This window comes from Plastoroseomonas hellenica (assembly GCF_018129085.1).
Lineage (GTDB): Bacteria > Pseudomonadota > Alphaproteobacteria > Acetobacterales > Acetobacteraceae > Plastoroseomonas > Plastoroseomonas hellenica.
Window position 1 is genome coordinate 1 of record NZ_JAAGBB010000005.1, and the last position, 20,244, is coordinate 20,244.

23 protein-coding genes are annotated in these 20,244 nt (G+C 70.6%); 8 read left to right on the forward strand and 15 right to left on the reverse strand.

What is annotated here, in order from left to right; translation table 11 throughout:
• Together GXW71_RS05140 and GXW71_RS05145 are read right to left on the reverse strand one after the other, a co-directional pair.
• Positions 1-1,027 (reverse strand): ABC transporter transmembrane domain-containing protein (locus GXW71_RS05140; protein WP_246526302.1); only part of this gene is annotated, 1,027 nt, incomplete at its 3' end.
• A 154-nt stretch (positions 1,028-1,181) separates the two neighbouring features.
• Complete coding sequence (locus tag GXW71_RS05145; RefSeq protein WP_211851341.1) at positions 1,182-3,008, reverse strand: calcium-binding protein; 1,827 nt, start codon at positions 3,006-3,008, stop codon at positions 1,182-1,184.
• 342 nt (positions 3,009-3,350) lie between these two features.
• On the opposite strand from GXW71_RS05145, the gene GXW71_RS05150 reads away from it, so the two are divergent.
• Positions 3,351-3,560, forward strand: a complete 210-nt coding sequence (locus GXW71_RS05150) for a hypothetical protein (protein WP_211851342.1) — start codon at positions 3,351-3,353, stop codon at positions 3,558-3,560.
• Between the two features lie 292 nt (positions 3,561-3,852).
• Here GXW71_RS05150 and GXW71_RS05155 read toward each other — a convergent pair whose 3' ends face one another.
• The 3 genes from GXW71_RS05155 to GXW71_RS05165 all read right to left on the reverse strand — a co-directional run bounded on the left by GXW71_RS05155 (position 3,853) and on the right by GXW71_RS05165 (position 5,786).
• Positions 3,853-4,464 carry a hypothetical protein gene (locus GXW71_RS05155; RefSeq protein WP_211851343.1) on the reverse strand — a complete coding sequence of 204 codons (612 nt, stop codon included), beginning with the start codon at positions 4,462-4,464 and terminating at the stop codon, positions 3,853-3,855.
• 81 nt (positions 4,465-4,545) lie between these two features.
• Positions 4,546-4,911 carry a 4a-hydroxytetrahydrobiopterin dehydratase gene (locus GXW71_RS05160; RefSeq protein WP_211851344.1) on the reverse strand — a complete coding sequence of 122 codons (366 nt, stop codon included), beginning with the start codon at positions 4,909-4,911 and terminating at the stop codon, positions 4,546-4,548.
• A 236-nt stretch (positions 4,912-5,147) separates the two neighbouring features.
• Positions 5,148-5,786 carry a glutathione S-transferase family protein gene (locus GXW71_RS05165; RefSeq protein WP_211851345.1) on the reverse strand — a complete coding sequence of 213 codons (639 nt, stop codon included), beginning with the start codon at positions 5,784-5,786 and terminating at the stop codon, positions 5,148-5,150.
• Positions 5,787-5,882: 96 nt separating this feature from the next.
• Between GXW71_RS05165 and GXW71_RS05170 the strand changes: the two genes are divergently transcribed.
• Genes GXW71_RS05170 through GXW71_RS05185 form a run of 4 tightly spaced genes read left to right on the forward strand, consistent with a single transcriptional unit; the run spans position 5,883 to position 9,314 of the window.
• The gene (locus tag GXW71_RS05170) at positions 5,883-6,503 is read left to right on the forward strand and encodes an HAD family hydrolase (protein ID WP_211851346.1); all 621 of its coding nucleotides are present in this window, start codon (positions 5,883-5,885) and stop codon (positions 6,501-6,503) included.
• Complete coding sequence (locus GXW71_RS05175) at positions 6,500-7,621, forward strand: alanine racemase (RefSeq protein WP_211851347.1); 1,122 nt, start codon at positions 6,500-6,502, stop codon at positions 7,619-7,621. The genes GXW71_RS05170 and GXW71_RS05175 overlap by 4 nt, the downstream gene beginning before the upstream one ends.
• A 2-nt stretch (positions 7,622-7,623) precedes the next feature.
• Positions 7,624-8,619 (forward strand): Bug family tripartite tricarboxylate transporter substrate binding protein, encoded by a 996-nt coding sequence (locus GXW71_RS05180; protein WP_211851348.1) that lies wholly within the window; start codon positions 7,624-7,626, stop codon positions 8,617-8,619.
• Between the two features lie 41 nt (positions 8,620-8,660).
• Positions 8,661-9,314 (forward strand): GntR family transcriptional regulator, encoded by a 654-nt coding sequence (locus GXW71_RS05185; protein WP_211851349.1) that lies wholly within the window; start codon positions 8,661-8,663, stop codon positions 9,312-9,314.
• Between the two features lie 36 nt (positions 9,315-9,350).
• Here GXW71_RS05185 and GXW71_RS05190 read toward each other — a convergent pair whose 3' ends face one another.
• The 5 genes from GXW71_RS05190 to GXW71_RS05210 all read right to left on the reverse strand — a co-directional run bounded on the left by GXW71_RS05190 (position 9,351) and on the right by GXW71_RS05210 (position 14,072).
• Positions 9,351-10,502 carry a mandelate racemase/muconate lactonizing enzyme family protein gene (locus GXW71_RS05190; RefSeq protein ID WP_211851350.1) on the reverse strand — a complete coding sequence of 384 codons (1,152 nt, stop codon included), beginning with the start codon at positions 10,500-10,502 and terminating at the stop codon, positions 9,351-9,353.
• Between the two features lie 60 nt (positions 10,503-10,562).
• Positions 10,563-11,801, reverse strand: coding sequence for a YbfB/YjiJ family MFS transporter (locus GXW71_RS05195; protein ID WP_246526303.1), 1,239 nt, complete (start codon positions 11,799-11,801; stop codon positions 10,563-10,565).
• Positions 11,802-11,900: 99 nt separating this feature from the next.
• Positions 11,901-12,788, reverse strand: a complete 888-nt coding sequence (locus tag GXW71_RS05200) for a LysR family transcriptional regulator (protein WP_211851351.1) — start codon at positions 12,786-12,788, stop codon at positions 11,901-11,903.
• A 57-nt stretch (positions 12,789-12,845) separates the two neighbouring features.
• On the reverse strand, positions 12,846-13,724 hold the full coding sequence (gene yghU / locus GXW71_RS05205; RefSeq protein ID WP_211851352.1) for a glutathione-dependent disulfide-bond oxidoreductase: 879 nt from the start codon (positions 13,722-13,724) through the stop codon (positions 12,846-12,848).
• Between the two features lie 141 nt (positions 13,725-13,865).
• On the reverse strand, positions 13,866-14,072 hold the full coding sequence (locus GXW71_RS05210) for a hypothetical protein (protein WP_211851353.1): 207 nt from the start codon (positions 14,070-14,072) through the stop codon (positions 13,866-13,868).
• 127 nt (positions 14,073-14,199) lie between these two features.
• On the opposite strand from GXW71_RS05210, the gene GXW71_RS05215 reads away from it, so the two are divergent.
• On the forward strand, positions 14,200-14,433 hold the full coding sequence (locus GXW71_RS05215) for a hypothetical protein (protein ID WP_211851354.1): 234 nt from the start codon (positions 14,200-14,202) through the stop codon (positions 14,431-14,433).
• Between the two features lie 21 nt (positions 14,434-14,454).
• Here the strand turns inward: GXW71_RS05215 and GXW71_RS05220 are convergent, their stop codons facing one another.
• On the reverse strand, positions 14,455-14,667 hold the full coding sequence (locus tag GXW71_RS05220; protein WP_211851355.1) for a hypothetical protein: 213 nt from the start codon (positions 14,665-14,667) through the stop codon (positions 14,455-14,457).
• A gap of 331 nt (positions 14,668-14,998) precedes the next feature.
• Between GXW71_RS05220 and GXW71_RS05225 the strand changes: the two genes are divergently transcribed.
• The gene (locus GXW71_RS05225; protein ID WP_211851356.1) at positions 14,999-16,129 is read left to right on the forward strand and encodes an acyltransferase family protein; all 1,131 of its coding nucleotides are present in this window, start codon (positions 14,999-15,001) and stop codon (positions 16,127-16,129) included.
• 50 nt (positions 16,130-16,179) lie between these two features.
• On the opposite strand, the gene GXW71_RS05230 is transcribed toward GXW71_RS05225, so the two are convergent.
• The 3 genes from GXW71_RS05230 to GXW71_RS05240 form a co-directional block, all read right to left on the reverse strand.
• Entirely contained in the window at positions 16,180-17,151 is a 972-nt protein-coding gene (locus tag GXW71_RS05230) for a Bug family tripartite tricarboxylate transporter substrate binding protein (RefSeq protein WP_211851357.1), read from the reverse strand.
• A 72-nt stretch (positions 17,152-17,223) separates the two neighbouring features.
• Positions 17,224-17,967 (reverse strand): alpha/beta fold hydrolase, encoded by a 744-nt coding sequence (locus GXW71_RS05235; RefSeq protein ID WP_211851358.1) that lies wholly within the window; start codon positions 17,965-17,967, stop codon positions 17,224-17,226.
• Positions 17,968-18,039: 72 nt separating this feature from the next.
• The gene (locus tag GXW71_RS05240; RefSeq protein ID WP_246526304.1) at positions 18,040-18,480 is read right to left on the reverse strand and encodes a helix-turn-helix domain-containing protein; all 441 of its coding nucleotides are present in this window, start codon (positions 18,478-18,480) and stop codon (positions 18,040-18,042) included.
• Between the two features lie 99 nt (positions 18,481-18,579).
• Here GXW71_RS05240 and GXW71_RS05245 point away from each other — a divergent pair, with 99 nt between their 5' ends.
• Positions 18,580-19,077 (forward strand): DUF2938 domain-containing protein, encoded by a 498-nt coding sequence (locus GXW71_RS05245; protein ID WP_211851360.1) that lies wholly within the window; start codon positions 18,580-18,582, stop codon positions 19,075-19,077.
• 8 nt (positions 19,078-19,085) lie between these two features.
• Here the strand turns inward: GXW71_RS05245 and GXW71_RS05250 are convergent, their stop codons facing one another.
• Positions 19,086-20,159 carry a class I SAM-dependent methyltransferase gene (locus tag GXW71_RS05250; protein WP_246526305.1) on the reverse strand — a complete coding sequence of 358 codons (1,074 nt, stop codon included), beginning with the start codon at positions 20,157-20,159 and terminating at the stop codon, positions 19,086-19,088.
• Between the last annotated feature and the right edge of the window lie 85 nt (positions 20,160-20,244).

Consider the following 20,244-nt stretch of genomic DNA (forward strand, 5'->3'; position numbering starts at 1 on the left):
ACACCCGCTCCACCGTGAGCCGCCCGACCGGCGCCGGCAGCTTCATGCCCTGCGGCCGGATCCGCGGCAGCGCCAGGAAGCCCTTCAGCCGCTTCCAGCTCTGGCGCGCCTGCACGAGTTGCTTCCAGCCGCCGATGAGCTGCTCCACCGGCGCGAGCGCGCGGCCCATGATGATCGAACCGGCGATCGAGGCGCCCGAGGTCAGCTCCTGCTGCAGCACCAGATAGGCGCCGGCGCCGAGGATGCCGACCTGCACGGCGAGGCGGAAGAACTTGGTCAGCGCCAGCAACACCGCGGCGCGGTCGGCGGCCTTGGCGGTGGCCGGTGCGAGCTCCGCCTGGCTTTCCTGCCAGCGGGTCATCACCGCCGGCAGCATGCCCATGCTGTCGATCACCTCGGCGTTGCGCATCATCGCCTCGGCCCGGCGCTGGCTGGTCATGGCGGCGGCGCCGGCGCGCTTCAGCAGCGCGGAGGTGACGAGCTCGGAGAGGAGGGTGAGGCTGAACAGGATCACTGCGCCGCCGAGCGCGATGCAGCCGAGCATCGGGTGCAGCAGGAAGATGACCGCGAGGAACACCGGCACCCAGGGCAGGTCGTAGAGCGCGAGCGCGCCGGGCGAGCCGAGATAGCCGCGCACCACCGCGAGGTCGCGCAGCGCCTCCATCCGATAGGGGCGGCCGTGGAGCTGCGCTTCCAGCGCGCGGGTGAAGCCTTCCGGCGCGACACGCCGCTCCACCCATTGCCCGAGGCGTTGCATGACGAGGCTGCGCACCGCCTCCAGCAGCGCCAGCAGCCCGATCGCCGCGATGGCGATCAGCGTCAGATAGAGCAGCGTGTCGAGGTTGCGCGTCGCCAGCACGCGGTCGAACACCTGCATCATGTAGATCGACACGGTGAGCTGCAGCAGGTTCACGACGCCGCTGAACACGCCGACCGACCAGAACTCCGCCCGGCACATCGCCAGCGCACGGCGCAACGGCGTCTCGGATAGGGCAGGCAGGGCGCCGGAGCGGAGTGCGGCGGACATGACAATTCCTTGGTGATGACAATGGTCAAGCCGAGCGGCCGGCATCGCCTGGGCCGGGCGTGGACGCGTCGGATATCGGGGAAGCCCGTCATCGCCGGGCGAACAGGGACCACCAACTCTCCCCGGCCTTGCGGCCGGGGAGAGCCTGGAGAGGTCAGCCGAAGGCGTAGTCCGATGTCGCCAGCTCGGTGACGTGGTCGATCGTGACATGGGTGACGCTGCCATCCGCCGCCCGGATGGACCAGTCGTCGCCGACATGGCTCAGCGTCGCCCCACGGCCGAAGCCGCTGAGCAGCAGCTTGTCGCCGCCGGCGACGCCCGCACCCTGGAAGTCTGTGATGGTGTCGTGGCCCTTGCCCTTGGCGATCACGAAGGTGTCGTTCCCGGCACCGCCGGTCAGCACGTCGTTGCCGCCGCGGCCGTTCAGCGTGTTGGCGGCGCCATTGCCGGTGATCTCGTTGGCGAGCGCGTTGCCGGACACGGTGTTCGCGCCGCTGCCAGTGACGACGAGGTCTTCGACATTGGTGGGCAGGATGTAGTTGTTGACCGATGTCTTCACCGTGTCGGCGCCCTGTCCGGTCAGCTCCACGACCTTGTCGCCCGCCTTGACGGTGTAGGTGTCGTCACCGCGGCCACCCTTCAGCGTGTCGCCCCCGCCGCCGACGATCGCATCATTCCCGGCGGTGCCGATGAGGGTCTCCGCCGCGCTGGAGCCGGTGATCGGCGCAGGGGTCGGCGTGGGCGTCGGAGTCGGAGTGGGCGTCGGGGTTGGTGTCGGCGTCGGCGTCGGCGTGGTCCCGGCACCGGAGAGCTGCACGATCAGCGGATGGTCGGTGATGCCGAGGCTCACGCTGGAGACGTCGTGCAGCGTCTGGATCGCCGTCGTGCCGAGCAGCGGGTCGAAGATCTCGACCGTCGCGAACGTCTTCCCGAAGCTGATCGTCTCCGTGGTCGGCGCGACGGTGATCGCCCGGTTGCCGTCCTCGTCCCAGATGTCCGGCTCGGCCCAGGTGATGACCTGGAAGGAGCCATTGCTCTTCTCGGTCAGGTAGGTGTGCCCGGTCGCGGGTGCGCCGGTGACGGTCAGGTCCAGGCTCCCGGTCGCGAAGCTCTCGGCGGTGCCGCCGGTATCCGCGAGGATCGTGGTCAGGTTGTGGATGGCGGTCGCCGCCGGCTTGGGGCTGTTGTCCAGGCGGAAGAGGCCGAAATGCTCCTCCTGGCTGTCGCCGGCATAGGCGTCGAGGAGCTGGTAGACATAGGTCTGCTGCGCGCCGACCAGCGCGCCATCCATGTAGGTGTTCAGGATCAGCTTGGCCTGCACGGCTTCGCTCACGCCTTCCCAGCCCTCGGACGGGTTGATCTGCGTGTGGTAGCCGGTCTCGGTGATCAGGAACTGCTTGCCGGGATCGACCGCGTTCTGGTCTTCCATATCCTGCTGGATGCGATCGAGCGGCTGGTCGCCGTCCTTGGCGTAAGGGTGGATGGTGCTGGTGTCGCTGGTGCTGGAATGGTTCGGCCAGTCGGTGAAGCCGGAGACGGTGATGTCACGCAGCAGTGGGTCCGCCTGGACCGCGTCGAACAGCGCCTTCATGTAGGCCTGCGCAGCGGCCGTGCCGGTCTGCCCGTTATAGGTCACGGGCCAGTTGTTGACTTCGTTCGGGCCTTCGATCGCGGTGACGGTGCCGGGATAGGCCTGCTCGATCGCGTGGATGCGCTGCACGGTGGTGGCGGGGTCGACGCCGCCCTCGACGACGAAGGTGAAGTGGATGCCCCGGGCGGCCGCATCGGCGAAATGCTCCTGGCCGTATTCGTCATATTCCGGGTTGGGCGCCTGATCGCGCACATGGTCGAGGCCGAGATACGTCAGCGCGTTTGTCGTGGCGCTGAGTTCGCGGTAGCCACCATCCGTGTAGGGGAGATGCGTGACGACACCGAAGGTATCGAGGAGGTCGGCCGTTCTGGCCGCGATGCGTTCTGTCATAAGCTTGAGCTAGACCGTATACGATTTCCTACGCAATCGGTGGTTTATCCGGCATTTCATAACGCCCGCGCAGATTGTGTCGTTTCGTAAGGATTCCTGGCGCGCCGGAAGAGGCGACGACCCTCCTTCGCGAAACCGGCTTCGCACCACGGATGTTCGTCGCGCGTTCTGGCGGCCGGGCGTGGCGCATTCCGGCCTGTGGCGGTGCTGGCTTTGCTGCGCTGCAATGGCGTTGCGAACAACCGGTTGTGATAAACCTGTCCAAACGTCCAGCCGCGCCGCGTCCCGAATCGGCCCCGCATCCCGCGCCCATTCGGTGCGTTCAGCCTTCCGGACAGCGGCATGGAGATGCGCGTGGTGAGCAAGCAGCCGAAAAAGCCCGGGATGAAGACCGACAGCACGACGCACACCCCCGAAGGCGCGCCCAAGGACGAGGCGCACCGCAAGGAGGGCGACGGCACGCTGAGCGGGTCCGTCCCCGCGGGCCTCACGGCGGAGCAACTGCGCGAGCAGGCGGAGAGCGACAAGACCGACAATAGCGGGACCGGCTGATCAGGTGAGCCGGCCGGCATCCACCTATCGGTCGAAGGCGCAGAGCGGCCAATTGGGCCGGCCGAGGCCGCAGTAATGCCCGCAGGCGCTGAGGGCCAGCAGCGCCGTCAGCAGCGCCAAGCAACGAACCAGCATCGCGAATCCCAAGGCCTCGGCGCGGAGGGTGATGCCGCGGAAAGGAGCAGAAACCCTCCATACGGGCAGTGCGCTGGCGCGCTTCGCGCGGGGCTCCGCCTGGCTGCCGTCAGGCGCGCGAGGTGGTGGCAGCCGTGCCGGATCGCGGCCGCGACGCCTAGGTGCCGCCGTCCCCGCTGTGCACGGGGCGCCTCGGCAGCCGGTCCAGCCAAGCCAGATTGCGGCGCAGGACATCGCGGCTTCGCTGCTGGTCCGGGCTGGCATCTTGCAGCCAGAGGCGCAGCACCCGGAGGAAGAGAAGGGTGAGGCCGACTTCCTCCGCCTGCCGCGGCAGGCCCCGGGCGTCGAGCCGCGCTGCTTCCAGCGCCCAGTGGATTAGGCGCGAGAGGCTGAAGATCATCGGCACCCAGTGATGCGGGTGCGATGGATGCAGCTTCGCTCCGATCATGCTGCCGACCACCTGGCGATGCGACGCCTGGGCGTCGAACCAGCGCATCAGCACCAGGTGCAGGCGCTCGCTCGGGGGCAGGGACAGGAAACCCGGCTCCGGCTCGCGCAGCATGGCGCGCAGCGCGCGGGCGAACCAGGCGTCGGCGATGGCGTCGGCGTCCCGGAAGCGGGCCAGCACGGCCTCCAGCGGCACCTCGAGCCGCTGTGCGACGCTGTGGAGCCGGAGGTCGTACCAGCCTCCGTCCGCTTCGGCCTCGGCAACCGCCGCGTCCAGGATGCGGTCGCGGAGGGGGTCCGACCCTAGGTCGGGTTCGACCATGGCATCCTCCAGGGGCGGCCGCTGAACACGGCAGCGAGCGTGCGGGAGGCGGCGTCCGCCGGCAATCGCCTCCGCGGCAGGTCAGGCCTCCTGACCTGCCGCCCCGGTACCGTCGGCAATGCGGTCGAGCTTCGCCGCCATGATGAAGTCGTTCTCGTGCAGGCCCTTGATCTTTTTGGTCCGCAGCGAGACCACCGCATAGCCCCAGCCGAAGCTGATGTCGGGGTGGTGCGCCTCCGTCTCCGCCAGCGCGGCGGCGCGCGAGACGAAGGCGAAGGCCTCCAAAAAGTCCTTGAACCGGAAGCGTCGCTCGATCCGGGTCGCGCCGTCCATCAGCGACCAGTCGGGCGCCTGGAGGTGATAGCCCTCGGCTTCCGCCGGTGTCAGCGGCGGGACGCCGCCGCGGCAGGGGGTGCAGGTTTTCTCGGCGAGGCTGCTGCCGGTCATCATCTCCCTCCTCCGATCTGCCTGGAGCGTGATGACTTGAGGCGGAATCGCCGAAAGTCTGAATCACGCGATCAAACACAGTGCTGGAGCATAATGCGTGAGCGCTTGCGCGCGCATTATGCTCCAGCAGCGGATGGACGTGCCACCCCGAGGCTGCGCTAGGCGGGATCGACAATGGGCACCCGGAGGCGTCTTCAGGCCCAGCCTCACGGCTTCCTGACGGATGGTCTCATCGCTCAGGCTTGGCTGGTCGCCGCCATGCTGGGGCGGGCCGCGATGCGGCCCCACCAGCGCTGCAGGCCCGGATGCGGGAGCAGCAGCGGCTCCGCCTCCGGCGCTGCCGTGAACAGCGCGAAGACCGGCGCGGCGTGCAGGTCCGCGAGCGTCAGCTCCGGCCCCGTCAGGAAGGGCCCCGGCCCCATGATCGCGTCCAGCGCGGCGAGGCAGGTCGCCGCCCACGGCAGCGCATCGCGGATCCTCGCTTCGTCCGAAGCGCGGCCGCGCTTGGGCGCGGAGACGCGCTCGACATAGATGTCCCAGACCAGCGTGCGATAGGCATAGACATCGAGGATGCCGATCACCTGGTTCATGCGGGCGCGCGGCTGCGGCGCCTGCGGCTGCAGCGCCGGCCCGGGAAACGCCTCGTCGACATAGCGGGTGATGGCGCCGGTTTCGTAGAGCGCGAAGCCGCGATGTTCGAAGGCCGGGATGCGGCCGAAGGGATGCCGCGCCAGATGCTCCGGCGGCGGGCCGCCGGGCGCGAAGATATCGACCGGCACCAGCCGATAGGCGACGCCCTTCTCGGTGAGCGCGAGGCGCGCCGCGCGTACATAGACGCTGTAGGCGGCGCCATAGAGGACCGGCTGTTCCGACATCAGCTCCCTCCCAGTTTGCGGCCCGGCGCAGTCTGGCATGCCCGGCCGCGTCATGGCCTGCCTTGACAATTTACATGTAAAATGTAGAAAGCCATCATGCCGCACCCGAAAGCCGTCATCTTCGACCTGCTCACCGCGCTGCTCGACAGTTGGACCGTCTGGGATGCCGCCGCCGGCGGGGCGGAAGCCGGCCGAAGCTGGCGCGCCCGCTACCTGGAGCTGACCTATGGCTGCGGCGCCTATCGCTCCTATGAGGCGCTGGTCGCCGAAGCCGCCCGCGATGCCGGCCTGACCGCCGCCGCGCCGGCCGCACTTCATGCCGGCTGGGACGGGCTGATGCCCTGGCCGGAGGTGTCAGCGGTGCTGGCCGGCCTGCGGGCGCGCGGCCTGCTGCTCGGCGTCGCGACCAATTGCTCGGTGGAACTCGGTCGGCGCGCGGCCGCGCGCTGCGGCGTGCCCTTCGATGCCGTGATCACCGCGGAGGAAGCGGGCTTCTACAAGCCGCGGCCCGAGCCCTACCGTGCGGTGCTCGCGGCCCTCGGCGTCGCGCCTGAGGACGCGCTCTTCGTCGCGGGCAGCAGCGCCGATGTGCCGGGTGCGGCCGGCGTCGGCATGCGCGTCGTCTGGCACAACCGCGTCGGCCTGCCGGCGCGCCCCGGCCCCAAGCCGCTGCGCGAGGCGCGCACCCTCGACGCCGCGCTGGAGGGGCTCGCATGAGCGACACGCCGCGCCTGCTGCTCGACCACGCACGGCTGCTGCGCAATGCCGAACGCCTGCGCGCGCGCTGCAGCGCGCTCGGCGTCGCCTTCCGCCCGCATCTCAAGACCGCGAAATGCGCGGAGGTCGCGCGCATCGCCCATGATGGCGCGATCGGCGCCGTCACCGTCTCGACCCTGCGGGAGGCGGAATTCCTCGCCGGTGCCGGTTTCTCCGACCTGCTGCTGGCGGCCGCCGCGACGCCCGCGCGTCTGCCGCGCCTGGCCGCGCTTGCCGCGCGCGGCGCGGCCGTGACGATCGTCGCCGATGATGCCGCGATGCTCCGGCTGCTCGGCGAGGCGGCGACGCATCCGCTGCCCCTGCTGCTCGAAGTCGATTGCGGGGAGCACCGCTCCGGCACCGATCCGGATGGCGCGGCGCTGCTCGCCGCGGCCGCCGAAGCCGCGCGGCATCCGCTGCTGCGCCTCCGCGGCGTCATGACCCATGCCGGGCATTCCTACGCGAGCGACGATCCCATGGCGCTCGCCGATCTCGCGGAGGCCGAGCGCGCCGCTGCCACGCATGCCGCCGCGCGGCTGCGCGCCGCCGGCCATGGCTGCCCGATCGTCTCGGTGGGCTCCACGCCGACCCTGCTGTTCGCGCGCCACCTCGACGGCGTGACGGAGGCGCGGGCAGGGGTATCGCTGTTCTGGGACCTGGCGCAGCTCTCTCGCGGGATGTGCCGGTGGGAGGATCTGGCGCTCGCCGTCGAGGCTGGTGTCATCGGGCATCAGAGGCATTGCCCGGGTGCCGCCGGCGCGCTGATCCTCGATGCCGGCGCGCTCGCGCTCAGCAAGGACAGCGGCGCCAATGCATACCTGCCGGAAGCGCGCTTCGGCATCCTCGCCGATGCCGCGACCGGGGCGCGGCTGCCGCTCGCCATCGCCACGCTGCATCAGGAACACGGCACGGTGCCGCTGCCGGACGCCGCCTGGTTCGATCGCCTGCCGCTCGGCGCGCGGGTGCGCATCCTGCCCAACCATGCCTGCCTGACGGCCGCTGGCGGTCATGGCGGCTATGACGTGCATGACGGCGACGGCGTCGCCCGCGCGCGCTGGGCGCGCTGCGACGGATGGTGAGAATGCCCGGAGCCATCAGCATGATCCTCTCCCGCCGTAACCTCATCGCCGCCGGGCTTACGCTGCCCGCGCTGGCGCGCGCGCAGCCCGCCTATCCGAACCGGCCGATCCGCCTGGTGGTGCCCTTCGCGCCGGGCGGGCCATCGGATGCGCTGGCGCGGACCTTCGCGGAGCGCCTCTCGGCGATCCTCGGCCAGCCGATGGTGGTGGAGAACCGCTCCGGCGCCGGCAGCACGGTCGGCAGCGATGTCGTCGCCAAGGCGCCGGCCGATGGCTACACCATCCTCTTCAACAATCTCAGCCAGGCGACCAACCCGTCGCTCTTCGCGCGGCTGCCCTTCGATCCGCTGGCGGATTTCGCCCCCGTGGCGCTGCTGGCGGAAAGCCCGATAGTGCTGCTCGGCGCACCCAACCTGCCGGTCGCCGATCTCCGTGGCTTCCTCGCGCTGATCCGCGACAATCCCGGCCGCTACGATTATGGCAGCGCCGGCAACGGCACCGCCGCGCATCTCGCGGTCGCCAAGCTGCTGGCCGCCGCAGGCCTTTCCATGAACCACATCCCCTATCGCGGCGTGGCGCCCGCGACCAATGACCTGATGGCCGGGATGATCGCGCTGGTCGCCGACACCGCGACGACCGGCCTCGGCCAGGCGCGGGGCGGCACGCTGAAGGCGCTCGCCGTCACCGCGAGCACGCGCCTGCCGCAGGCGCCGGAGATCCCGACCGTGGCCGAGAGCGGCTTTCCGGGCCTCGCCGACTACACCATGACCTCCTGGAACCTGCTGCTGGCACCGGCGCGCACACCGAATGCGGTGCTGGCGCGGCTGCGCGATGCGGTGCGGGAGGCGAAGGCGGATCCCGCCTTCCGCGCGCGGCTGGAGGCGCTCGGCAATACCGTGATGGCGGATGCCGAACCCGCGGCGATGTTTGCCTTCCTGGTGGAGGAGCAGGCGCGCTGGGGCCAGGTGCTGCGCGCCGCCGGCATCCGGCCGGATTGAGCGCGCTTGCCTGGGCCGCGCCCGGCCCCGAGATTGCCCCCATGATCGAAGGCGATTCCCTGCCGGTGCTGGGCGCGGTGCGCGTCGTCGATGAAGCCGTCGCCGCGCTGCGCCGCGCGATCCTCTCGGGCGATCTGCGGCCAGGCCAGAAGCTCTCCGTGCCGGCGCTCGCGCTTCGCCTCGGCGTCTCGCGGTCCCCGGTGCGGGAGGCGGTGCTGGCGCTGACCGCGGAGGGGCTGGCGGTGGAAAGCCCGCGCCGCGGCGTGGTGGTGGCGGAGCTCGGCCCGAAGGAGGCCGACCAGATCCATGAGGCGCGTGGCCCGCTGGAAGGCTTCGCTGCGCGGCTGGCGGCCGAGCGCGCGCCGGCCGGTCTCGCCGCGCAGCTCGACGCCATCCTCGCCGAACAGGCGACGGCGGTCGCGGTCGACGACGAGGACGGCTTCTTCCGCACCAACGCCGTCTTCCACGCCGCGATCGCGGCTTCCTGCGGCAACGCCGAGATCCACCGCCTGCTGGCCTCGCTGGAAGGGCGGATGGCGCTCGCGCTCCGCCATGTCGCGGCGCAGCCGGGCCATCGCGACAGCGCGCTGGCCGAGCACCGCGCCGTCGCGGCGGCGATCCGCACGCGGGATGGCGATGCGGCGGAGGCGGCGATGCGTGCGCATCTGGCGGCGACGCGGCGTCGCGTCGGCTAGGGGCGAACCAGCAGGCGCAGGCGCAGGCGTCAGGCGTCAGGCGCCGGCGCGGTGTTCCATGTGCGTGACCAGCCAGGGCGCCGCGGCGGCGAGGTCCGGCTCGACGCCGAGCCCCGGCGTTGCGGGCAGCGCCAGGACGCCGTCGCGCACCCGTGGGAAGGGCTGGGCGAGCGCTTCCCGCAGCGGGTTCTCCATGACGTCGTGCTCCAGCAGGCCGGGGCCGCCAACCGCGGCCAGCACCTGCGCCGCCGCCAGCAGGCCGATCCCGCTGCCGAGCCAGTGCGGGCAATAGGACCGACCCGCCGCGACGGACCGCCGCCCCACCGCGAAGGCGCCGGTGACGCCGCCCCATTTCAGCATGTCCGGCTGTACCACGCCGTGATGGCCCTGGCTGATGAGCGTGGCGAAACCCTCGTAGCCCATCACATTCTCGCCGCCTGCGAGCGGCACCGGCGAAAGCATCGCGAGCTCCGCCCATTCGGCGGCCGGACGGTCCGCGGGGATCGGCTCCTCGATCCAGCCGAGGCCATGCGCGCCGAGGCGCCGCACCGCGCGGCGTGCTTCCGGCACGTCCCAGCCCTGATTGGCATCCACCATCAGGCGCTCGCCCGGCCTGAGGTCGCGTGCGAGGCCGGAAACCACGGCTTCGTCAATCTCCGCCCCGAAGGCGACCTTCACCTTGAAGGCCCGGAAGCCCGCCTCGCGGCAGCGCGCCACCGCCGCTGTCGCGGTGTCGGGGTTGAGGCCGCTGGCATAGGCGGGCACCGCATCCCCAGCGGCATCGCCGGCCAGCATCGCGCGCAGCGGCTTGCCGGCGCGGCGCGCGGCCAGATCCCAAAGCGCCAGGTCCAGCCCGGCGATGCAGGCGGCGAAGGGGCCGGGCTCGCCCCCCTGGATGGCCCGGCGTGCGGTGCGCGCCGTCAGCCCGTGCCAGGCATCGGGCGCATCCGCATAGCGGCCGATGAGCGCCGCCGGGGCGACCACCGTCTCGAACAGCCGCTGCTTGTTGTCGGCGCTGTAGGGCGGGAAGTTGCACCAGACCTCGCCCCAGCCATGCGCACCCTCCGCATCCTCGACGCGCAGCAGCAGCGCGCTGCGGCGCGGGATGCTGCCGAAGGAGGTCTTCACCGGCTCCGCCACCTCGGCCCGGTACAGGAAGGTCTCGATGCGGGCGATGTGGAGCGTCATGGGCGTCATCCTTTTGGTTGGGGCCGATGCGGCGCCAGGCCGATTGTTTGGTCGCGTGATTCACGCCTCCGGCCGACTCAGCCTGCGGCGATCACGCTCCAGGATGCCCATGATGAACTCGATCGTCAGCGCCAGCAGGATCGCCCCGGTCCCGATCAGGAAGAGCAGCCGGTAATCCCCGCCGCTTTCGCTGAAGATGAAGGTCAGGCCATAGCCGCCCGCCGCCTGCAGCAGCGCGAAGCCGGTGGTGGCCTTGCTCCAGGCGGCCTTCTGCGCCGCGGCATCATGCGGCAGCAGCTCCTGCACGCGGCCCAGCACCAGGGGCACGATGCCGGGCACGAAGGCGCCGACGATGAGGCTCGAGAGGATGAGCGCCGGCGTGCCGAGGCCGAGCAATGGCAGCGCCACGCCGATCGCCTGCACCAGGAGCGCGAGCCGCAGCGCCGGCCCGAAGCCGGTGCGGTCGGCGAGATGCCCGCTCAGCACCGGCCCGACCACGGCGCCGAGGCCGAACAGGACCCAGTACTGCGCACCGGTCGCCAAGCCTTCGCCCAGACCGCGCGCCACGTAGTCGACCAGGAACAGCATATGCGGCACCAGCCCGGCTGCGTTCAGCGCATAGGCGGCATAGAGCGCCCAGAGCAATGGCCGCGCCTGCCGATGCGCCCGGCTCCGCGCTTGCGGCGCGGCGGGTGCGGCGCTGGACGCGGGCCAGCCCGTCCAGGCGATCGCGGTCAGCAGCAGGCAGAGCAGGCCGAGGCCGCACCAGGCCGCGACCAGCCCCTGGCGCAGCAGCAGCGGCACCAGCGTGCCGGAAGCGGCGATGCCGAGGCCGACGCCCGCGAAGATCGCGCCGCTGGCGATGCCGCGCCGGGGCGACGGGACATGCGGCAGCACCGTGGTCGCGGCCAGCACCATCAGTGCACCGCCGGCGATCCCGGACAGCAGCCGCCAGGTGAAGAACCAGGCGAGGGAGAGGGGCGTCGCGCAGGCGAAGAAGGCGATGGCGGCGAGCAGCATCAGCCCGCGCAGCAGCGCCGGCCCCGCGATCACCGCCGCCATCGGCCGCGCGAGCAGCGCGCCGGCGAGATAGCCCGCGAGGTTGGCGGCGCCGAGATAGGCGGCCGCCTCGGGCCCGAACCACTGCGCCTCGATGATCGCCGGCAGCAGCGGCGTATAGGCGAAGCGCGCGAGCCCGATGCCGACCAGGCTGGCGCAGCAGGCCGAGAGCGTCGCCCGCCAGGCGCTGATGCCCGGCATCGCCTGCCGCGCCGCGCCGATTGCACCGGACCCTTGCATGCTGCCTCCGCCTGCATCCTCGGATGCAGACCTAGGTGCGGCGGGTTATCGGCGGTAACGAATTATCTTGAGAGCTGCTATCTGAAGGGGAGATGCCCACTACTCGGCGGCCGCCATCCGCAGGGGCAGCGGCCGGGCGATCGCCAGCAGCGCGGTGAGAGCGCTGGTCGGCTGGCTCTCGCGGCGGCGGATGAACACCGTGTCGGCCCGCGCCTGCGCCGGCGGCAGCGCATGCGCCGCGACCCGCCCCTCAGAGACCGCGGGCTGCACGACCGCCCTGGGCAGCATCGTCACGCCGATGCCGGCCGCGACGCAGCCGAGGATCGCCTCCAGCGAGCCGAATTCGAGCGGCTGCGCGGTCTGGATGCCGCGCCGGGCCAGCAGCGCCTCCAGCCGCTGCCGATAGGAGCAGCCGCGGCGGAACACGATGATCTTGAGCGCGCGCTGCCGGTCGAGATCCTCGATGCCGCGGCAGCCAGCCGCGGTGACGAGCATCAGCTCCTCGCGGAACACCGTGTCCTCGACCAGATCCGGGTGCTGCACCGGGCCGGCGACGAAGGCGCCGTCCAGCCGGTAGTCCAGCACATCGGCGATGAGCGCGGCGCTGGTGCCGGTGGTCACCGCCAGGCCCACCTCGGGGCAAGCCCGCGCGTAGGCGGAAAGGAGGGGCGGCAGACGGAGCGCCGCCGTGGTCTCGAGCGCGCCGATGCGGAGATGCCCGCGCGGCGTACCGTCATCGCGCGCCGCCTCCTGCGCTTCGCGGAGGAGGGTGCCGAGCCTGATGGCATAGGGCAGCAGCCGCTGCCCCGCGGCGGTGAGCACGACGCCGCGGCTGTTGCGCTCGAACAGCCGCGTGCCGAGCTCCTCCTCCAGGGCGCGGATCCGCGCGGTGACGTTGGACTGCACGGTGTGCAGCTCGGCCGCGGCCCGGTTCATGCTGCCGTGCCGCGCCACGGCCTCCAGCACGCGAAGCTCCGCATAGTCCACGACCGCTCTCCGATTTGCCCGTGGGCGGCGGGTGGCAGGCCCGCCGCCGGCTTGAGCCTAGCCTTGCGGCGCCAGCTTGTCCTGCGTCCTGGTCTCGAAGTCGGCGGCGTCGTGGCGCTCATGGAGCTGGCTCGACGGCTCCCCGCTCACGCGGTTGACCATGCGGCCGCGCCGCACCGCCGGCCGTGCGAGGAGCTGGTCGGCCCAGCGCTGCACGTGCTTGTAGTCCTGCACGCTGAGGAAGGTGGCGGAATCGCCGTAGAGCCAGCCCTTCACCAAGCCGCCATACCAGGGGAAGATCGCCATGTCGGCGATGGTGTAGTCGCTGCCGGCGACGTACTCGCCTTCCGCCAGGCGGCGGTCGAGCACGTCGAGCTGGCGCTTCACCTCCATGCTGAAGCGGTCGATCGGGTATTCCATCTTGGTCGGTGCATAGGCGTAGAAATGGCCGAAGCCGCCGCCGAGATAGGGCGCGCTGCCCATCTGCCAGAATAGCCAGGAGAGGCATTCGGCGCGCGCCGCGGCTTCGGTCGGCAGGAAGGCGCCAAACTTCTCGGCGAGGTGCATCAGGATGGCGCCGGATTCGAAGACGCGGATCGGCGCCGGGCCGCTGCGATCGACCAGCGCCGGGATCTTCGAATTGGGGTTGGCGCCGACGAAGCCGCTGCCGAACTGATCCCCTTCGTTGATGCGGATCAGCCAGGCATCATATTCGGCGCCGCTATGACCGAGGGCCAGCAGCTCTTCCAGCATCACCGTCACCTTCACGCCGTTCGGCGTGCCGAGCGAATAGAGCTGCAGGGGATGGCGGCCGACCGGCAGGTCCTTGTCATGGGTCGGCCCCGCGATCGGGCGGTTGATGCTCGCGAAACGGCCGCCATTGGCCTTGTTCCAGGTCCAGACCTTGGGTGGGGTGTAGTCCGTCGTGTCGCTCACGTTCTCGAAGCTCCAGAAGGGGTGCGCCGCGGCGCAATGGCTGGAGCCTACATGGCATGGGCGGAGAGGGCGATGGAGGGGCGCGGGCGCGCTGCCAGATGGCGGTGCAACGCTCACTTTCAGATCATCGACGGCGGGGATTCAGATCATCGACGGCAGGGATCCCGGCACGACCTCGTCGCTTTTCTCGAGGTCGCGCGCTGCCATCGCCGCCCCGGCCTCCTCCTCGGTGGCGTAGCGCTCAGGGAAGAGGATTTCCTCGCCATCGGTTCCGATGCCGACGATGAAATACCCGCCACCTGGGCCGGTGTCCTGGACGATCTTGTATCCGCCGCGTTGGCTCGTCATTCGTCACCATGCCTGTCCGGAAACGGGACCTCTCGAAAGAGTGGTCTGGCCCCCGCCGTGCGGCGGGTGTGATTCCGGGCTGCCCTTCCAACAATCGACCTTTCGCCGCAGTAGTCGGAGCTTCGCGTTGCTGTCTTCATTCCCCGCACCGGCCGAAGTGGCCACACGTATCCGCGACCATCTCAGGAGTTTCGGGACCGAGCCCGGTGCCGAGGTGACTCTGGAGGAACTCGAAGAAGCGCTCCCGGAATACGGCCTGTCATCCATCAAGGACGGCGTCACCCGAGGCGTCATCGAGGGCTGGTGGCGTAACGGACCTCTGGGGCGGATCGTGCTGACGGAGGCTGGCGCGGCGGAGTAGGGCTTCCTCGCCTCGTGGCTTTTACGGAGTTCGGTTTTTCGTATGATCCTGGGATTGCTCGGTCTGCACCGTCTTGCTGTCGAGACCCCGCTGATCGGAATGCTGCGACTTGTCGCGGTTGGACAGGACCATGTTCTCCTGGATCTTATCCTCAGGCATCTCGCTGGTGCCGCCGCTTCCGGAATGCTTCCCCTGAGTGCCGGAGCCGACGTGCTTCTTGCTGGCATTCGCCATGGCGGTTCTCCTTTCGAATGCGGCGCTTTGCGATCCGGCATTCGACATCGCGCGATCGGGATCTGTCGGAGTGGTGCCGGTGCTCCGCGCGTCGATCTATAACGGCGGCCGGCAAAGCACGGTTTCCCGCGATGAACACCGCCGGACACGCCGCCGCCGCGTCGGTAAGTAGCGTCCTCGCGTCCCCGCAACCGCCGCGCCTTTCGGCAGTTGCACGAGGTGCCGCCCAAGCGTGACCTCGGGCGGCACCGACTGCGTGTCCCAGGATTCCATCAGGGCCGCGCTTCACTCGTGGCCGGGACGCAACGTCCCGAATGGAATCCGGAGGCCCATGACGACACCACCGTCGAGGCTGATCGAGCTCGATTCTCTCCGCGGCGTCGCCGCATTCATCGTGGTGCTGCACCACGCCTTCATCGCGCTGCCGCAGGTGCCGGGCTGGGTGAGCTGGATGCTGTTCTCCACGCCGCTCCGCCCCATCGGTATCGGCCGGCCCGCGGTGATCTTCTTCTTCGTTCTCAGCGGCTATGTGCTGACGCGCGCCTTGCGGGCGCAGGAGGCCTCACGTCCCGGCAGCGTGCTGAGCGCCCCGGGCTGGCTCGGCTATGCGGGCCAACGCGCCGTGCGGCTCGGCCTGCCGGTGCTCGCCTCGCTGCTGCTCTCGGCGCTGCTGCAAGGCCTCGTCTGGCGCGGGCCGATGCCGGAGGAAACACCCCACCTCACCGGCGAGGCGGGCTGGTACGAGATGTGGACCTGGCCGGCCTTGCTGCTGCAGGCACTGCTGATGCGCCATGGCGACGGCTTCCAGCTCAACCCGGTCCTCTGGACCCTGGTGCATGAATGGCGCATCAACCTGTTGCTGCCCATCGCCCTGCTGTTCATCAACCGCTGGGCCTTGCTCGTGGCGGTCGCGCTGCTCGGTGCCGGCATCGCGCAGCTCGCCGGCATGCCCGAAGGCGGCGTCAGCCTCGGGGACAGCCTGCCGCAGACCTTCATCGCCAGCGCCGGCTTCCTGCCCGCCTTCGCGGCCGGCGCCGCGCTGGCGCTCGGCCGACCGCCGCGGCTCGATGGCCCGCAGGCCATGGCAGCGGGCATCGCCATCCTGGTCATGGCCGCCTCCGCCCATGACTACGGCGTCATCGCAGGCTCGGTGCTGCTAATCCTGCTGGCGCAGCGGGAAGGGCGCTTCGCGGAAGGCCTGCGGCATCCGGCGCTGGTCTGGCTCGGCCGCATCTCCTTCAGCCTCTACCTGGTGCATATGCCGCTACTGCTGATGACGACGCATCTGCTGCGCGATGGCGGATCGCCGCTGCTGGCCGCCGCGATCGCCATCGCGCTCGCCTTCCCGGCGGCCGCCCTGATGCATCGCTTCGTGGAACAGCCGGCGCACCGCCTGGCGCGGCGCATCCGGCCGCCATCCACCAGGCTGTCGCCGGCGGCCATACCGTATCAGGCGCGATAAGCTTGGCGGGGGCTGGTCAAATCTGTCGCGCCCGATGGGAGTCTTTGCGCTCATTCGGGCCTGATCCCGGCGATCTCGGCGGCGCGGCGCGTCCGCGTCAGCTCGGCCCGAAGGAAGTCCGCGAAGCCCCGCGGGCTCGCGAGCTCCGGCGTCGCCGCCTCGCCGCCCATCTCGCCGATGCGGCGCGCGAATTCTGGGTTCGCCACCTCCGCCGCCAGCGCCTGCGCGAGCGGGCGCATGGCGTCCTCCGGCGCGCCGGCGGTGGCGAGCAGCCCGACATAGCTGGCGGCCACGAAATCGGCGACGCCCTGTTCGATCATGGTCGGGATGTCGGGCAGGGCGGGCAGCCGGTGCGCAGCCGCGATGCCGATGATGCGGCCCTTGCCATCGGCATGCACCGGCAGCGCCGTGGACAGCTCGATGAAGACCGCCGGCACATTGCCAGCGAGGAAATCGGGCAGCGCTGCGCCGCCGCCGCGATAGGGCACGTGCAGCAGCGCCGCGCCGGTGGCGGCGCCGAACAGCGCCAGCGCCATGTGGGTGGAACTCGCGACTCCCGCGGTGCCGATGCCGATCTCGTTCGGCCGCGCGCGGGCGGCGGCGACCAGCTCGGCGATGCCGGCGATGCGGAGCGAAGTCTGCACCATCAGCGCGAGCGGCACCTGCATCGCCATGCCGATGGGCGCGAAATCGCGCATGGGATCATAGGGCAGCCGCGCCTGCACGACCGGGTTGACCGTAAGCGGCCCGTTGGAGCCGGCGAGCAGGGAATAGCCGTCGGCCCGCGCGCGGGCCACCAGCTCGGCGCCGATGCTGCCGCCGGCGCCGGTGCGGTTCTCCACCACCACGGGTTGGCCGAGCCTCTCGACGAGCCGCGGCTGCATCAGCCGCGCGACGGTATCGACATTGCCGCCGGCGGCGTAGGGCACCACCACGCGGATCGGGCGTTCCGGCCAGGCGGCGAGCGCCGGGCTGGCCAGGCTGGCGCCGGCGAGCGCCAGGAGGTGGCGTCGGCTAGGCATCGTTCTCTCCCCTGCGGCAGCACCGCTTGGGGTGAGCATCGCATGCGGGCCGCCGCGGTCAATGCATGCGGATCACGCGGGCCGATGCGCGCGCAGGAAGCTGCGGATATGCCGCACCGCCAGCGGGATCCGATCCTTCGGATCCTTCCAGGGATACATGCTGACCTGCGCGTTCGGCGCCAGCATCGCGGCTTCCATGGCGACCGCGTAGGGATGTGCCGGGATCTCGTCCGGCAGGATCAGCACCGGCGTCCGGCAATCCCTGACGAAGTCCCGCGTCACGGTGAAGACGAAGTCCGGATCGCTGCGGTACATCTGGGTCAGGAAGGCATCGACCATCGCCATGGTGATCTCCGGCCGCCGCGCACAAAGCTGCGGGCCCCAGCCGGCCATGTTGTTCTCGTAGAACAGGTCCCGCATCTCCGGGCGTGATCCGCTCGGCTGCGCCAGCACCGCGGCCGGAATGCGCGCGGCGGCGCGCTGCAGCATGTTCCAGATGAAGGGCCCGCCGATGCAGAAGCCGAGCACCAGGAAGCGCTCGATCCCGAGGTGATCCATCAGCCCGAGATGGTCGTCCGTGTAGGAATCCCAGGGCCGCTCGATCTCCAGCGGGCCGGTGGACTGGCCGGCATTGGCGTTGCGCAGATCGAGCGTGATGCAGCGATACTCGTCCGCCAGGATCTCCAGCGGACTGAAGGGCGTGCTGAGATTCGCGATGGTCGAATTCAGCCCGCCGCCCGGCAGCACCAGCAGCGGAAAGCCCGATCCCGCCTCCTCGTAATGGATGCGGACCTCGCCCCTTTCATAGAACGGCATGACGGCTCCTCCCCTCTGGTATCGGCAGCATGGCGCCGGGCGCGCAGGCTGTCGATCACGGGCCCGCGGCCGTTACCGTCCGATCCGCTTCAACCCGCTCTGCTTGCGCCCAGCCGGCGCCGTTTGCGGCCGGTGCGCGCCGGCGATGCGCAGCATCTTCCGGAAGGTCGGGCATTCCATGTGGCTGGGGGCAGGGCAGACCGCGGCGTGGCGCAAGCCGTCGCGCATCGCCGCGAGCTTGCGGATGGTGCGGTCCAGCTCGTCCGCCTTGGCCGCGAGCTGCACGCGGTCGATCGCCGGGCGGCCATCTGCGCCGAACATCCCCGCGATTTCCTCGAGGGAAAAGCCGGCGCGCTGCCCCAGCGCGATCAGCGCCAGGCGCGGCAGCACGTCGGAATCAAAGAGCCGCCGCAGCCCACGCCGGCCGATCGAAGCGATCAGCCCCTTCTCCTCATAGAAACGCAGCGTCGAAGCGGGCAGCCCGGCGCGGCGGGCGACCTCGGCGATGTCCATGCCCAGCATGCTTGACCTCAAGTGAACTTCAAGTGGCAGGATGCCATCACCGCCATCCCGCAGCAAGCCAGAGGGGCCGCACCCCGAAGGGGATCCACCATGCCCGACCTGCCCGACATCCTGTGTCACGCACTGCCGATCGGCATCGGCGCCACCATCGTGATGGACCTCTGGGCGCTGCTGCGGCAGCGCGCCTTCGGCGGGCCCTCCCTCGACTACGCGTTGGTCGGGCGCTGGATCGGCCATATGGCGCGGGGTCGCTTCCGGCATGCACCGATCACCGCGGCGCAGCCGGTGCGGGGGGAACGGGCGCTCGGTTGGCTGGCGCATTACGCCATCGGCATCCTTTTCGCGGCCTTGCTGGTCGCGGTGCAAGGCATCGGTTGGGTGCGGGACCCGACGCTGCTGCCGGCGGTCGCGGCGGGGCTCGTCAGCCTGGCCGCACCCTTCCTGGTGATGCAGCCCGCCTTCGGCCTCGGCATCGCCGCTGCCCGCACGCCGCAGCCGGGTGTCGCGCGCCGGCGCAGCCTCGTCACCCATCTGGTCTTCGGCCTCGGGCTCTATCTTGCGGCGCGCGCGGCCGCGCTTCTTGCCTAAGCCGCGCGTCAGAGTCGCGCTTCCAGGATCAGGTTGAAGGGTGTCTCCGCCGCACGGCGGAAGCGGGTGAAGCCGGCCTTGCGGAACACCTCCGCCAGCCGCGCCTCGCCAGCCTGCGCGCCCAGCACCAGCCGTCCGCCATCGGAGATCGCATGCGCGCAGCAGATGGTGGTGGACGCCGCGTAATACATCCGCGCGACGGGGGAGATGTTGTCCTCGATGCGATCCTTCGCGAAGGGCTCCACCAGCATGACCGTACCGTCGCGCGCGATCGCCTTGGCCGCATGTGTCGCCGCGGCGACGGGGTCGCCCATGTCGTGCAGGCAGTCGAAGAAGCAGATCAGGTCGTAGCCTGCGCCGGCATAGCTCTCGGCCCTGGCGAGCTCGAAGCCGACATTGTCGAGCTTCGCCTCGGCGGCGAGGCGCTGCGCTTCCGCGACCGACTTGCCGTGCGTGTCGAAGCCCTGGAAGCGCGATGCCGGGAAGGCCTTCGCCATCAGCATCGTCGAATGCCCGTGGCCGCAACCGACATCGGCGACCAGCGCGCCCGCCTTCAGCTTCTCGACCACGCCAGCCAGCGCCGGCAGCCATTCCGCCACCAGGCTGCCGCGATAGGCGTTGCGATAGAAGGCTGCGACGCCGCAATGCAGCCGCCCATCATGGTCGCCCCAGGGGATGCCTTTGCCGGTGCGGAAGGCCTCCATCGCCTTGTCCTCGTCGAACCACATCGAAGCAGGGACGGCCCAGGCGTTCGGGATGAAGGCGGGGCTGTCCTCGTCGGCGAGGACGAAGGCCTGCTCCGGCGTCAATTCGTAGCTGTCGCTGACCGCGTGGTAGGCGACGTAGCCGCCCGCGACCTGCGCGTTCAGCCATTCGCGTACGTAGCGCTCGGCACAGCCGGCGCGGCCCGCCAACTCGCGCGCGCTGAGCGGCCCGGCGCCGGCCATCGCCTTGTAGAGGCCGAGGCGGTTGCCGAGGCTCACCATCACCCCGCCATAGCCGGCCGAAAGATCGCCGAGCGCGCGCCCGATCAGCGCATCGAGTTTCTGGGGGTCCATGGTGACGTGCCGGGTGGTTTCCATCTGCATCTCTCCTTCGCGTCCGGCGGGCGCCGGGGCTGCGCCGAAGATCGCAGCGGCCTGGTGCGGGGGGCAGAGCCGCACGGTC